Origin of the sequence: Kingella pumchi, assembly GCF_022288825.1 — a bacterium.
GTDB classification, from domain to species: Bacteria; Pseudomonadota; Gammaproteobacteria; order Burkholderiales; family Neisseriaceae; genus Kingella_D; species Kingella_D pumchi.
The window spans coordinates 105,010-117,512 of record NZ_JAKOOW010000033.1 but is presented as its reverse complement, the minus strand read 5'-3'; the positions used below and the strand labels follow the sequence as shown (position 1 = coordinate 117,512).

The window sequence follows — 12,503 nt, the reverse complement described above, 5'->3', positions numbered from 1 at the left end:
TTTTTTTTGCGAAGGCCAGTACAGGCACGCCTTCGCTATCAAAGTATTCTGTTAATTTCACGCGAAACTCCTTAATGAATGCCGCAATATTAGCAATTTGCTAAATATCAAGCAATAGCAATTTGCGTATTTCTATTTTGTAGCAATTTGCTATTATTGTTTATAAAGGATATTAAGGAGTGAATGGATGCAAACGATTGAAGAGACCCGCAGGGGTAATTTGAAAAGACTGATTGACGAATACGGCTCACAAGTGGCTTTATCCCGTCAAATAAATAAAGCACCGGCGCAAATCAGCCAGTGGCTAAACGGGGCGCCAAGCACTACGGGCAAGCCCCGCTCATTTAAGGCATCTACTGCGCGAGAAATCGAGACACTGACAGGCAAGCCTGAAGGATGGTTGGATCAGCCGCGCTCTGAAGATTCGATACTGCCGCCGCTGGAAAGCCTGAAGGCGCCGGAGGACAGCATCACGTTCCGCCATCGTGATATTTGGGTGAAATGCGGCAGCGGCGGCGCAGTAAACGCGGATTTTCCCGACATCATCCGCACGCTGGAAATTCCGCGCGAGTATGTCTTCCTGCTGTTTGGAAGCGCGAATGTCGAGCATTTGGATATTGTGGGCATCAAGGGCGACAGCATGGAACCGACGCTTCCGCAAAAGGGACTGGCGTTTATCGATACGCGCATAAATTATTTTGACGGCGACGGCATCTATGCTTTCTACTACAGCGACGGCACTTATATGAAACGTCTGCAGAAAGTGCCGGGTAAGCTGGTGGCGCACTCGGACAATAAAAATTACTCGTCGTTTGAAATCGACCAAAGCGGCGACGAGCCTTTTCAGATCATCGCCAAGTTTCGGGCGGTGATGCCGCTGGAAATCTGTATGCTGTAGGTAACAAAACGGGCGGATATTCACTCTGCCTACTTGACGGTCTTGCACACTTTTGTTATAAATATGCTATATTTCGGGAGAAAGCTGTGGATAGGCTTTCTCTTTTCTGTTTCAGGCTGCCTTGGGCGGCCTTTTCACGTTTCAGGCAGCTTTTTAATTTGGTGGAATTACACCAAATTAAAACTAAATCGCGTAGATACCGAGCCGCTTTGCGGTGGGAGTGCCGTTGTGAAGTGGTGGTAGGCCCTACCCTTCGATACTGCGCTTGAGCCGGATGTATTCGGCACGCAGTTCGAGATAGGCTCGGGCGTATTGGGGGATGCCGGCTTTGTTCCAGTTGCTGACGCTGCGGCGGGCGATTTGGAAGATGTCGGCCAGCTCGGCGCGGCTTAGGTGGGCGTCGTGCAACAGGGTGTTTAATTCGTGTTTGAAGTCTTGCATAATGGAAAAAATATCTATACAATAGCTGCATTGTATATTTGACTAAGGGATTATGCAATGGCTGCCCTATCAGGCGAAGAGACCATCCGCGCGGTGGCGGCGAAGCAGAAGAAGACTCTGCTGGCCTTTAGCACCGGTAAGGATGCGGTGGCGGCGTATCTGGCTATCCGCGACCATTTTGAAGAAGTGGTGCCGTATTATCTGTATCTTGTCCCGGGCTTGGAGTTTGTGGATGAGCAGATTGATATGTATGAGCGCCAGTTTGGCTTTAAGGTTACCCAGCTGCCGCATCCGTCTTTGCACCGTTGGCTGAATGGGATGATTTGGCAGCCGCCGCAAAACTGCGCGGTGATCGAAGATGCCGGCCTGCCTGAATTTGACTATACCGATATTCAGGCGGCGATGGTGGGCAAGTTCGGCCTGCCGAAGGATACTTTGGTTGCCGATGGCGTGCGGGCGGCAGATAGTCCGATGCGCCGGATTGCGATTAAGTCGCATGGCAGCATCTCTTACAATCTGCTTAAGTACCATCCGATTTGGGATTGGAAAAAGGCGGATTTGGTAGCGTGCTTTAAAAGGCATAATGTGAAACTGGGGAGCGACTACAAGGTGTTCGGGCGCTCGTTCGATGGTTTGGACTTGCGGTTTCTGCTGCCAATTAAAAAGCACTATCCGCGAGACTATCAGCGTATTTTGGAGCTAATCCCGCTGGCTGACTTGGAAATCTTTAGGTGGGAGTGCGCAAATGGCAAACACTGATGACCGCAAACAACAGATTGCAGATGCAAAGGCCGCCGCCAAGGCGAAGGCAAACCAATGGAAGCGCAAGCAGAAGCCTGCGGTAAAGATGCCTGAGCTGACCGGCGACCCTGAGACAGACAGCCGTGCGGATTTGGATGCGGTAAAGCAGGGTTTCCGCGACAGGCTGAAAGCGGAAAACAAGCGTAAGGTGGATGCGACAGACAGCGAATATTGGTTTTGCATGTGTTTCCAAAGCCGCGCGCAGTCGGAAGCGTTTTTGCGCGAGATTGGTTGGCGCAAGTTTGGCGACAAGTATCTCGATGGCGTAAAGGTCGCCAAGATGATGGGTATCGAGTTGCCCGATGATGAAGTGCCCTATGTGGCCGAGCCGAAGATTGACAAGGCTTGGGCTGGATTGGTAGCCGATGAAGACAAATAACCGCAGCCGCCCCTAGTTGGGCGGTTTTTTATGGCCGCCGTTTGGGTGGCATTTTTATTTGAAAGGAGCGCATGATGCGTAGAGTACCCTATCACAAACCGCATATTACTGCGAAGAGCGGCGGCGGGCGTGGCAAAAGCAGCCCCAGCAGAAGCCGTAGTTCGGGGTCGTAATTTGCAACATAATCCCATGCAATAGGAGATTTTATGGCTTTATGTGGAGCGAAAACCCGTTCGGGCGAACCGTGCAAATCTAAAGCCATGCCAAACGGCAGATGCCGAATGCATGGGGGAACCAATAAGGGCGCACCCAAAGGCAGCCAATCCAAGCCGGGTGCGCTTTATTCCGCCTACTACACGGAAGAAGAGCGGATGCTAGCGGAAGAATTGCAGCTTGGCAGCATTGATGAAGAGTTGAAGCTGTGCCGTATCCGTCTGAACCGTGCTTTGCGTTTGGAAGCGGAACAGGATGCCGAAGCGCTGGAGTTGGAAAAGGTGGTTGAGACGCCGACGGTGATCGGCGGCATGCCGGTTACCGACGACCCGGATGTGCCGCCTGTGCGGCAGAAGACGTTTGTGCGGCGGGACTATGATGCGGTTATCCACCGGCTGCTGGGGCGCATTGAATCGCTGGAAGCAACGCGGCAAAAGCTGATCAGCGGCATGAAATTGGATATTACCAATTCCGACGGCTCGCTTGCGCCGACGGTAATCGAACTGGTGGCGGTAGAAGATGGCGAGAGTGCAGATTAGGCTGCCGCCGAAAATCAAACAGGTTTTCAGGCTGCCGCGCGGCGAGCTGCGGTTTCGCGGGGCGTTTGGCGGGCGCGGTTCGGGCAAGTCGTTCAATTTTGCCAAGATGGCGGCGGTGTGGGGCTTTGTCGAGCCTTTGCGTTTTTTGTGCGTGCGTGAGTTTCAAAACTCCATCAAGGAATCGTTTTACGCGGAAATCAAGGCGGCGATTGCGTCCGAGCCGTGGTTGGAAGCGGCCTATGATGTGGGTGCGGACTATATACGCGGGCGCAACGGCACGGAGTTTCTGTTTAAGGGGCTGCGCAACAATATCCAGTCGGTGAAGTCGCTGGCGAAGATTGACGTGTGCATTGTCGAAGAAGCGGAAGATATTGCCGAAGCGGCGTGGGAAGTGCTGGAGCCGACGATACGCGCGCCCAAGTCGGAAATCTGGGTAATCTGGAATCCGAAGCAGGAAAACAGTGCGACGGATCGGCGTTTCCGCAAGGGTGTGCCGCCGCGTTCGTGCATTGTTGAAATGAACTACGGCGATAATCCGTTTTTCCCGCCTGAATTGGAAGAGTTGCGGCGGCACCAGCAAAAGACGCTCGACCCTGCCCGCTATGCGTGGATTTGGGAAGGTGCTTACTACGAACTTTCGGACGCGCAGGTGTTCAAGGGCAAGTATGAAGTGGCGGAGTTTGAGCCGTCTGAAAACTGGGACGGCCCCTACTTCGGCCTGGACTTCGGTTTTGCCCAAGACCCGACGGCGGCGGTGCAATGCCGGATACACGGCGACAGGCTGTATATCGAACGGGAAGCAGGCAGCACGGGCATCGAGTTGGACGATACGGCGGCGGTGCTTCAGGCTGCCATGCCGGATATTGCAAGCCATGTTGTCCGCGCCGATTCCGCACGCCCTGAGAGTATCAGCTATCTGAAACGCCACGGCCTGCCGCGCATTGCGGGCGCACTCAAGGGCAAGGGCAGCGTGGAAGACGGCATCGGTTTTATCCGCTCGTTCGACAAGGTGGTGATTCATCCGCGCTGTGTGAATACGGCGCGGGAGTTTAGGCTGTACAGCTACAAGACCGACCGCTTGAGCGGGGATATTCTGCCGCTGCCGCTGGACGAGCATAACCATTGGATCGATGCGCTGCGCTATGCGCTCGAGCCTTTGACGCGCAGCAGCACGGGCATGATTGACTTCCTGCGCGCGCAGGTTGAAGGGAAAACATGAGCAAGACACCTTTATCACAAGGCTTTATCGCTCGCGCGGCAGCCGGCCTGCGCTATGCCTTTACGGGTAACGGCTGGTTCGGGGCGGGTGAGACGCTGCCGCCTGTTGCGTCGAAAGACACGGCGGGGCGGCAGTTTGATTACGAGCCGTTTTTCAATACCAGCCATTCGCGGCCGCGTGAGCGTGATGCCATCGGCTTTAACGAGTTGCGGACGCTGGCGGACAGCTACGATGTGCTGCGCTTAGTAATCGAAAAACGCAAAGACCAGATGGAGAGCCTGAACTGGGCAATCCAGCACCGTGATGCGGCGGCGACGGGGGCGAACGAGTCGCTTACCAAAGACCCGCGCATTGATGCGGCGCAGGCGTTTTTCAGGCAGCCCGACCGTGAGCACAGCTGGGGCGCTTGGCTGCGCATCCTGCTGGAAGATTTGTTTGTGATCGATGCGCCGTGTATCTATCCGCGCCGGACGGTGGGCGGGGATTTGTATGCGTTGGAGTTGATGGACGGGGCGACGGTTAAGCGGGTTTTGGACGATACCGGCCGCACGCCCTTGCCGCCGCAGACGGCCTACCAGCAGATTCTGCGCGGCCTGCCGGCGGTGGATTATGCGGCGGACGAATTGCTGTACCGCCCGCGCAACGGCCGCACCTATAAGGTGTACGGCTATTCACCGGTCGAGCAGGTGGTGATGACGGTAAACATCGCGCTGAAGCGCCAAATCCACGCGCTGGAGTATTACCGCTCGGGAAGTGTGCCGGATGCGCTGGTGGGTGTGCCGGAAAGTTGGAGCGCGGACGACATCCGCCGCTTTCAGGAATACTGGGATTTGCTGCTTTCGGGCGAATTGGCGGAGCGGCGCAAGATGCGTTTTGTGCCGGGCGAGCTGGCGCGCAATTTCCACGAAACCAAGCAACCGCCGCTGAAAGACATGTACGACGAATGGCTGGCGCGGGTGGTGTGTTTTGCGTTCAGCATCGAGCCGACGCCGTTTGTGGCGCAGGTAAACCGTTCTGTGGCCGAGACCAGTCGCGAGCAATCGCTGGCAGACGGGCTGTTCCCGCTGAAAAACTGGGTGAAAAGCCTGATCGACGAAGTGCTGGCCCGGTATATGGACATGGCGGATTTTGAGTTTGTCTGGCAGGAAGAGCAGGCGCTCGACCCGAAACAACAGGCGGAAATCTATGCGGTGTACAAAAACGCCGGCATCCTGACGGCGGATGAAATCCGTGCGGAAATGGGCAAGGAGCCGCTGCCGGAACAGGAGCCCGATACGCTCAGGCAGCCTGAAAATCCAAAGCAGCCTGAACAGGAAGCGGGCAAGCTGGGAAAGTCGCAGCGCCCGATGAGCGAAGACGAAGCTGTCGGGCTTATTGAGACCTACCTGCTGGCAAAATCTACGGAACTTGCGGCGCAGATTGCGGAGATTTGGGACGGGGCGGAGTTTGAATTGACGGATGCGGAAACGGCGGCAGCGGAGATTGTCCGCCGTTTGTCGTTTGCATCATGGGCGGATCTGGCCGACGTGGTGGAACCGCTTTTGCGGCAGTCGGCGGCGGAAGCTGCAGAGCAGGCTTTGTTGCAGTTGATGCCTGCCCCTGCCGTCGGCATGGCAACGAACATCCGCAGCCGTGCTGTAGCATGGGCGGCGGAACGTGCGGCGGAGATGGTGGGGATGCGGCGCGTCGCCGGCGTGTTACTGCCCAATCCGGACGCCAAATGGCAAATCACCGAAGGCACGCGCAGGCTGATTCAGGCTGCCGTGCAGGAAGCGATGGCCGCAGGCGACAGTCCGCAGGATCTTGCGGCGCGCCTGCAAGAAAACCATGCCTTCAGCCGCAGCCGTGCCGAGACCATCGCCCGCACCGAAATGGCTCGGGCGGACGGGGCGGGTATGTATATCGGCTGGGAAGAGTCGGGGCTGGTATCCGGCAAGGAGTGGATAACCGCCGAAGACGACAAAGTTTCCGCACCTTGCCGCGCGAACGGCGACGCGGGCGCAATCGGCCTGCATGATTACTTTCCGAGCGGCGACTTGATGCCGCCGGCGCATCCGAACTGCCGCTGCGCGGTGGTGCCGGTACTGGCGGCAGACACAATAAACCAACCATAGGAGCTTGAAATGGCAAGACTATACGGCGAAATCGCCAAAACAGAGCAGCAGGACGACGGCACCGTCAAGGTGTGGGGCTACGCTTCGAGCGAAGCGGTCGATTCGGACGGCGAAATCATCACGGCCGAAGCGATGAAGGCGGCCATCCCCGATTACATGAAGTTCGGCGCGGTGCGTGAGATGCACGGCAAAAGCGCGGCGGGTACGGCGATTGAAATCAAGGTCGAAGACGACGGCCGCACCTACTTCGGCGCGCATGTGGTCGATCCGGTGGCGGTGCTGAAGGTGCGGACCGGCGTGTACAAGGGCTTTTCCATCGGCGGCACGGTAACGGCGCGGGACGATTTGAACAAATCGCTGATTAAGGGCGTGAAGCTGACGGAAATCAGCTTGGTTGACCGCCCGGCCAATCCCGATGCGGTGTTTACCTGCTTTAAGGCGGATAAGGGCGCGGAGCAGGCCGAAGACGACAAAGATGCCGACGCGGCAGATGTGCCGGCCGAAAACGGCAAGCCGGATGATGCTGTCGGACAAAAGGACGATCAGGCGGACGAAGCCGAGAAAGCGGACTTTACGCCTGACGAAATTGCCCGCCTGCGCGAGATGCTGAACAAGTCTGCGGACGAGCCGGTAAAAACCGAGCTGGTAGAAAAATCCATGTACGACGTTTCCGAACTGGCCGGCGTGATTCGCGGCCTGCAATGGTTTATCAGCGATTCCGAATATTCCCAGCTGCCCGACGAAGTGGTGGGCAAGGCCAAAACGGCAGCGGGCGAGCTGATGGATGCCCTGAAAGCGCTGGTCGAGCATGAAGCAGGCAGCCTGAACGCCGAAAAGGCGGCGCAGCCTGAAAGCCTGCAGAAAACGGCGCAGGCTGACGAGCTTGCCAAGGCTCAGGCGGATTTGGCTGCGGCCAAGGCGGAGATCGAAGCGCTGAAGCAGCAGCCTGAAGCGCCCAAAGGCAGCCTGAAAGCCGTGAGCAAGGCAGAAGACAATGGCGGCGAACAAGACCCGTTAAACGGTTTCACGCCGATAGTGAAAAGCGACGGCACGCTTGACGATGTGGCGACGCTGATTAAGGCAGCCCAAACCGGCCGCTTGTAAACCTACCGCTTACAGGCGGTTTTTTTATTTTTAGGAGCTTGAAACATGAATATGAAGCAAATCACGCAGGAAACCATCGAATTGATGAAATCCGCCCAAGCCGGCGGCGAGAACATCGCCAAAGGCTATACGCAGCCGGGCAGCCCGACTACCGGCCTGCAGACCTATGACCTAACTGCCCCGTCGCAAAAGCTGTATCCGGTGCTGACGCCGCTGCGCAACCGCATCCCGCGCGTGGGTGGCGGCCGTGCCACGCAGGCGAACTGGAAGGCGATCACCGGCATCAACATCAAAAACCAGCGCGCGGGCATCAGCGAAGGCCAGCGCGGCGGCACGATTGCCCACAAGCAGGTGGAGCGCTTTGCCGCCTACCGCGCCTTTGGTTTGGAAAACTTCGTAACCTTTGAAGCCGATTACGCGGCGCGCGGTTTTGAAGACGTGAAGGCGCTGGCGGTAACCCAAACCCTGCAGGCAACCATGATTGCCGAAGAGATGATGCTGCTGGGCGGCAACACCAGCCTGAAAGCAGGCATCACGCCGACGCCTTCGGCTGTAGCCAAGGACGGCCAATCCACCTTGTCCGACGGCGCGCTGTCGATTATCTGCGTGGCTTTGGGCTTGCAGGCTTATTGGGATGTAGCCGGCGCGAACAACGGCGCCAGCGGCCAATTCCTGAATATTGCCGATGCGGAAATTCCCGCGCAGATTACCCGCACCAATGCTGACGGCACGACCGATACTTTCGGCGGCGGTTCGGCACAGAAATCGGCGGCGGCCAGCGTGGCCAATGCCGGTAAGAAGGTGGTAATCGCCAGCGTTTCCGCCGTGCGCGGTGCGGTGGCTTACGCTTGGTTTTGGGGCGCTGCCGGTGCGGAAAAACTGGGTGCGGTTACTACCGCCGCCCGTGTGGAAATCTCTGCCGACGCGCAGGGCAAACAGACGGCGGCCAGCCTGCCCGATGCCGACAACTCCACTTCTTCGCTGGAATTTGACGGCCTGCTGACCCAAATCGCGCTGCCGGATTCCGGTGGCTACTGGGCGGACAACAAGGGCGGCGCGCTGACTTCCGACGGCGCCGGCGGCGTGAACGAGTTTGAAGCGGCCTTTGCCCACTTCTACACCCGCTACCGTCTATCGCCCGATACCGTGTACGTCAATGCCGCCGACCTTGCGGCGCTGACCAAGCTGATTTTGGGCAACAACGGTGCGCCGTTGATTAAGCTGAACGTGGATGTGAACAATACCGCCGCCATCAAGGCCGGTGTGGTTTTGGGCAGCTACCTGAACAAAATCACCGGCGACGAGCTGGATATTGTCGTCCATCCCAACCTGCCGGCCGGCACCTATCTGTTCTACTCGCAGCGACTGCCGGCCTATGTGCAGGGCATCGGCAACCTGCTGCAGGTTCGCACCCGCCAAGAGTATTACCAGCTCGAATGGCCGCTGCGCACCCGCCGCTACGAGTATGGCGTGTACGCCGACGAAGTGCTGCAGGGCTTCTTTATGCCGGCCTTTGGTGTGATTACCAACGCGGGCTAACCTTTAACCGGCCGTCTGAAACGAGCTGCTGCCTGTATCGCAGCGGCGTTTGAGTTTCAAGGCGGCCGCCTTTTTTGGAGAAATCGCAATGTCTGATTTGATTAAACTGGCTGCGCCGGAAGGCTTTTCCGACGTTTCCTTCGGCGGCGAAAATTACACAGTAGAAGACGGCATGGTTCAAGTGCCGGTTGCTGCCGCTGAATTTCTGTATCAGTTCGGTTTTAGCAACGCGCCTGAAGCCGGCGGGCAGCCTGAAGGCGGAAAACGCAAGGCGAAAAGCCATGCTGGCGACGCTTGAAGCGCTGAAGCTGCGCTTGGGAATAGACCACGACCGGCAGGATAAGCAGTTTACCCAGATGCTCGCCGGCATCTCGGCGGCGGTGGAAACCTACCTTGAGCGCAAGATCGAAGCGGCGGACTACACCGAGCGCTACAACGGCAACGGCAAAGACCGGCTGGTGCTGAACCAGTATCCCGTGCAGGCGGTAACGTCTGTGCGAATCAACGGGCGTGCGGCCGACGGCTGGGATTTTGACGACTGGCTGCTGATGCGCCCGCATGGCTTTGACAAGGGTTTGCGCAATGTGGAAGTGCGGTATCGCGCCGGTTATGAAACCGTGCCGGCCGATATTGCCGAAGCGGTGCTGGAGATTGCCATGCAGCGGATAAACGAAGCCAAGAACGGCGGCATCCAAAGCAAGACGCTTGCAGGCGAGACCATCACGTTTGCGACGTTTGCCCAATCGGCCGGTATGCCGCCGGCGGCGTATTCGATTTTGCAGCAGTACCGCAGAAAGGCAGCCTGAAATGATTAGAGCGGACTTTACCGGCATGGAAGCGCTGACGGCCGCCTTGCAGGCGTGGTCGCCGCGCATCCAAACCGAGATGGAAGTTTCTATCGGCCGCCTGACGCTGATACTGCAGCGGGAAGTGATGGCGAACCGCTTGTCGGGGCGGGTGCTGAACGTGCAGACGGGCAACCTGCGCCGCTCGATCCATCAGAAGGTGGAGAGCAGCGGTAATCAGGTAAGCGGCACAGTCAATACCAATGTGCGCTACGGTGTGATGCACGAATACGGCTTTGCCGGCACGGTGTCGGTAAAAGCCCATCTGCGGCAGGTGCGGCAGGTATTCGGGCATACACTCGCTTCGCCGCGTACCGCTCGGGTGGGCGCGCACAGCCGGCGGGTAAATTACCCGGAACGCTCGTTTTTGCGCACGGCGCTACGGGACTTGCGGCCGGCTATCGAGCAGGAATTGGGCAGGGCTGTTGAAAGGGCAAGGCAATGAACAGGGAAGCGGTTTATGCGGCGCTTTGGGCTAGGCTGGAAGCATTGGATGGTTTTGTTACCAAAAGCCGCCGCCTGCTGCATTGGAATGATGTGCAGCGGCACGACCAGCCGGCGCTGTTTATGGCACAAGGCAACCAGCAGGCACTAACCAAGACCGGCGAAGCGGGCAAATGGCTGCTGCGGGCGGATGTGTACATTTATGTGCAGACTGACGACCAGCCGCCGGCGCCAATCATCAACCCGCTGATTGATGCGGTGTGCGCTGCGACAAATGCCATCCATCCGGTAACGGGCAGGACGGTGCTTGTGGCGGATGGGGCGGTAATCGAGTATTGCCGCGTGGAAGGGACGATTGAGACGGATGAAGGGACGCTTGGCAGCCAAGCCGTCGCCATCGTGCCGATTGTGATTTTGGCAGCCTGAAAGGGCTGTTTTTTTATACCCGCAAGGGCTTTGAAAGGAAAGCGATATGCAGCTTACATTCGGATCGGGCGACGTGTTCGTCCGCATGATTACCGATGCCTACGGCAACCCTGTAACCGATGCCACTCCGGTGCGCATTGCCGGCTTGCAGGAAATGAGTGTCGATTTACAGGCGGAACTCAAAGAGTTTTACGGGCAAAACCAGTTTGCGCTGGCCGTGGCGCAGGGCAAAGTGAAGGTGTCCGGCAAGATGAAGGGCGCGCTGATTAACGGTTTGGCGCTCAATACCCTGTTTTTCGGCTCGGAGTTTGCCAGCGGCACCATGAAGGCGCTGTATGCGGATACCGCCGGCACGGCGATTCCGCAGGCGGGTACGCTGACGGTTGCGCCGCCCAACAGCGGCACGTTTGCCGAAGACGCGGGAATTATCGGCGAAGACGGCCGTGCCTTTATTAAGGTGGCGGCCAATCCTGCGGCGGGTCAGTACAGCGTGAACGCGGCGGGCAAGTATGATTTTGCCGATGCGGACAAGGGCAAGACGGTGTATTTGAGCTACAGCTACACTTTTGCGCTGGCGTCGGCGAAGAAAATCGAGCTGGCGAACAAGGCGATGGGTAATACGCCGACTTTCGCGCTGTCCTACCTGACGCAGTTCAAGGGCAAAAAGGCGCTGTTGGAGCTGGCCTGTGTTACCGCCGGCAAGCTGGGCTTGTTCTCGACCAAAAACGACGACTTCTCGGTGCCGGAAATCGACTTTTCGGCATCCACCGACGATGCGGGCTATAAAGTCGGCACGCTGTGGATTATGGAGTAAGGAGTAAGGCAGCCTGAAAACGGTTTCCCATCCTTTCAGGCTGCCTTTTTCAAACCCGGGATTTTCCCGTATTCGCCCCGCACGGGGCTTTTTTATTTGGAGTTGAAACATGGCAGAGATTGTCAAAGTGGCCGGTATCAGCATGGTGCTGAACGGCAAAGAGTATGTGATTCCGCCGCTGTCTTTGGGCGCGCTGGATCAGTTGAAAGACCGCGTGGGGCAGTTCGACAAGCTGCCCTTTGCCGAGCAAGTTACAACCACTATCGACGCGGCACATGCGGCGCTCAAGCGCAATTATCCCGAGCTGACCCGCGAAGATGTGGGCGAGTTGGTAGATGTGGGCAATATGATGGACGTTTTTCAGGCGTTGATGGACGTTTCAGGCATGCAGCGCCGGCTGCGGGAGGCTGAAGCGGCGGGGGAAGTACCGGCGGCGGGTTAGATTTTGGCGGCCTGATCGCCCATGTCTGCGCTTCTACGGGGTGGACATGGGACGAGACGGCGCAAAACATCGACCTGCCGCGCTTGGAGCATTTAGGGCGCTACTGGCAGCAGCATCCGCCGGCGCATCTGCTGATTGCGCAGTATGTGGGCTATCAGGCTGCCGAACCGCAGCAGCAAATGGACGCCGACGAAGCGATCGGCGCGATGGGCGGGGCGGTTTTGAGTGAAGCGGAATTTGACGCGCTGTTGAGAGAAAAAGGCATCATCACATGAGTAATGCGGT

At 57.6% G+C, this 12,503-nt stretch carries 16 protein-coding genes; 15 read left to right on the top strand and 1 reads right to left on the bottom strand.

Annotated features, from left to right (window positions below; genetic code table 11):
• Window positions 1-187 precede the first annotated feature (187 nt).
• Complete coding sequence (locus tag MB824_RS09435; RefSeq protein WP_238748250.1) at window positions 188-898, top strand: S24 family peptidase; 711 nt, start codon at window positions 188-190, stop codon at window positions 896-898.
• Between the two features lie 246 nt (window positions 899-1,144).
• On the opposite strand, the gene MB824_RS09430 is transcribed toward MB824_RS09435, so the two are convergent.
• The gene (locus tag MB824_RS09430) at window positions 1,145-1,339 is read right to left on the bottom strand and encodes a hypothetical protein (protein WP_238748249.1); all 195 of its coding nucleotides are present in this window, start codon (window positions 1,337-1,339) and stop codon (window positions 1,145-1,147) included.
• A 57-nt stretch (window positions 1,340-1,396) separates the two neighbouring features.
• On the opposite strand from MB824_RS09430, the gene MB824_RS09425 reads away from it, so the two are divergent.
• From MB824_RS09425 to MB824_RS09360, 14 genes are all read left to right on the top strand, one after another.
• Window positions 1,397-2,098 (top strand): adenine nucleotide alpha hydrolase family protein, encoded by a 702-nt coding sequence (locus tag MB824_RS09425; RefSeq protein ID WP_238748248.1) that lies wholly within the window; start codon window positions 1,397-1,399, stop codon window positions 2,096-2,098.
• On the top strand, window positions 2,085-2,519 hold the full coding sequence (locus MB824_RS09420) for a hypothetical protein (protein WP_238748247.1): 435 nt from the start codon (window positions 2,085-2,087) through the stop codon (window positions 2,517-2,519). Before MB824_RS09425 ends, MB824_RS09420 begins: the two co-directional genes overlap by 14 nt.
• 206 nt (window positions 2,520-2,725) lie before the next feature.
• The gene (locus MB824_RS09415; RefSeq protein ID WP_305067916.1) at window positions 2,726-3,271 is read left to right on the top strand and encodes an HGGxSTG domain-containing protein; all 546 of its coding nucleotides are present in this window, start codon (window positions 2,726-2,728) and stop codon (window positions 3,269-3,271) included.
• Window positions 3,252-4,490 (top strand): PBSX family phage terminase large subunit, encoded by a 1,239-nt coding sequence (locus MB824_RS09410; protein ID WP_238748245.1) that lies wholly within the window; start codon window positions 3,252-3,254, stop codon window positions 4,488-4,490. The genes MB824_RS09415 and MB824_RS09410 overlap by 20 nt, the downstream gene beginning before the upstream one ends.
• Window positions 4,487-6,604: a phage portal protein gene (locus MB824_RS09405; protein ID WP_238748244.1), complete on the top strand. Its 2,118-nt coding sequence runs from the start codon at window positions 4,487-4,489 to the stop codon at window positions 6,602-6,604. The genes MB824_RS09410 and MB824_RS09405 overlap by 4 nt, the downstream gene beginning before the upstream one ends.
• Before the next feature lie 9 nt (window positions 6,605-6,613).
• Window positions 6,614-7,708, top strand: coding sequence for an HK97 family phage prohead protease (locus tag MB824_RS09400; RefSeq protein ID WP_238748243.1), 1,095 nt, complete (start codon window positions 6,614-6,616; stop codon window positions 7,706-7,708).
• A 45-nt stretch (window positions 7,709-7,753) separates the two neighbouring features.
• Window positions 7,754-9,247: a hypothetical protein gene (locus MB824_RS09395; protein ID WP_238748242.1), complete on the top strand. Its 1,494-nt coding sequence runs from the start codon at window positions 7,754-7,756 to the stop codon at window positions 9,245-9,247.
• Window positions 9,248-9,335: 88 nt separating this feature from the next.
• Entirely contained in the window at window positions 9,336-9,545 is a 210-nt protein-coding gene (locus MB824_RS09390; protein ID WP_238748241.1) for a hypothetical protein, read from the top strand.
• On the top strand, window positions 9,529-10,053 hold the full coding sequence (locus tag MB824_RS09385) for a head-tail connector protein (RefSeq protein WP_238748240.1): 525 nt from the start codon (window positions 9,529-9,531) through the stop codon (window positions 10,051-10,053). Before MB824_RS09390 ends, MB824_RS09385 begins: the two co-directional genes overlap by 17 nt.
• Window position 10,054: 1 nt before the next feature.
• Window positions 10,055-10,537 (top strand): HK97 gp10 family phage protein, encoded by a 483-nt coding sequence (locus MB824_RS09380; protein WP_238748239.1) that lies wholly within the window; start codon window positions 10,055-10,057, stop codon window positions 10,535-10,537.
• Window positions 10,534-10,962: a hypothetical protein gene (locus tag MB824_RS09375; protein WP_238748238.1), complete on the top strand. Its 429-nt coding sequence runs from the start codon at window positions 10,534-10,536 to the stop codon at window positions 10,960-10,962. The genes MB824_RS09380 and MB824_RS09375 overlap by 4 nt, the downstream gene beginning before the upstream one ends.
• A gap of 46 nt (window positions 10,963-11,008) precedes the next feature.
• Window positions 11,009-11,776 carry a hypothetical protein gene (locus tag MB824_RS09370; RefSeq protein ID WP_238748237.1) on the top strand — a complete coding sequence of 256 codons (768 nt, stop codon included), beginning with the start codon at window positions 11,009-11,011 and terminating at the stop codon, window positions 11,774-11,776.
• A gap of 109 nt (window positions 11,777-11,885) precedes the next feature.
• Entirely contained in the window at window positions 11,886-12,218 is a 333-nt protein-coding gene (locus MB824_RS09365; RefSeq protein WP_238748236.1) for a hypothetical protein, read from the top strand.
• Between the two features lie 83 nt (window positions 12,219-12,301).
• Window positions 12,302-12,493, top strand: a complete 192-nt coding sequence (locus tag MB824_RS09360) for a hypothetical protein (protein WP_238748234.1) — start codon at window positions 12,302-12,304, stop codon at window positions 12,491-12,493.
• Window positions 12,494-12,503: the final 10 nt, after the last annotated feature.

Coding starts and splice junctions, on each gene's coding strand:
- MB824_RS09380 (WP_238748239.1), top strand. CDS start 10,055: ATGATTAGAGCGGACTTTACCGGCATGGAAGCGCTGACGGCCGCCTTG.
- MB824_RS09415 (WP_305067916.1), top strand. CDS start 2,726: ATGGCTTTATGTGGAGCGAAAACCCGTTCGGGCGAACCGTGCAAATCT.
- MB824_RS09430 (WP_238748249.1), bottom strand. CDS start 1,339: ATGCAAGACTTCAAACACGAATTAAACACCCTGTTGCACGACGCCCAC.
- MB824_RS09395 (WP_238748242.1), top strand. CDS start 7,754: ATGAATATGAAGCAAATCACGCAGGAAACCATCGAATTGATGAAATCC.
- MB824_RS09410 (WP_238748245.1), top strand. CDS start 3,252: ATGGCGAGAGTGCAGATTAGGCTGCCGCCGAAAATCAAACAGGTTTTC.
- MB824_RS09420 (WP_238748247.1), top strand. CDS start 2,085: ATGGCAAACACTGATGACCGCAAACAACAGATTGCAGATGCAAAGGCC.
- MB824_RS09385 (WP_238748240.1), top strand. CDS start 9,529: ATGCTGGCGACGCTTGAAGCGCTGAAGCTGCGCTTGGGAATAGACCAC.
- MB824_RS09405 (WP_238748244.1), top strand. CDS start 4,487: ATGAGCAAGACACCTTTATCACAAGGCTTTATCGCTCGCGCGGCAGCC.
- MB824_RS09435 (WP_238748250.1), top strand. CDS start 188: ATGCAAACGATTGAAGAGACCCGCAGGGGTAATTTGAAAAGACTGATT.
- MB824_RS09390 (WP_238748241.1), top strand. CDS start 9,336: ATGTCTGATTTGATTAAACTGGCTGCGCCGGAAGGCTTTTCCGACGTT.
- MB824_RS09425 (WP_238748248.1), top strand. CDS start 1,397: ATGGCTGCCCTATCAGGCGAAGAGACCATCCGCGCGGTGGCGGCGAAG.
- MB824_RS09365 (WP_238748236.1), top strand. CDS start 11,886: ATGGCAGAGATTGTCAAAGTGGCCGGTATCAGCATGGTGCTGAACGGC.
- MB824_RS09370 (WP_238748237.1), top strand. CDS start 11,009: ATGCAGCTTACATTCGGATCGGGCGACGTGTTCGTCCGCATGATTACC.
- MB824_RS09375 (WP_238748238.1), top strand. CDS start 10,534: ATGAACAGGGAAGCGGTTTATGCGGCGCTTTGGGCTAGGCTGGAAGCA.
- MB824_RS09400 (WP_238748243.1), top strand. CDS start 6,614: ATGGCAAGACTATACGGCGAAATCGCCAAAACAGAGCAGCAGGACGAC.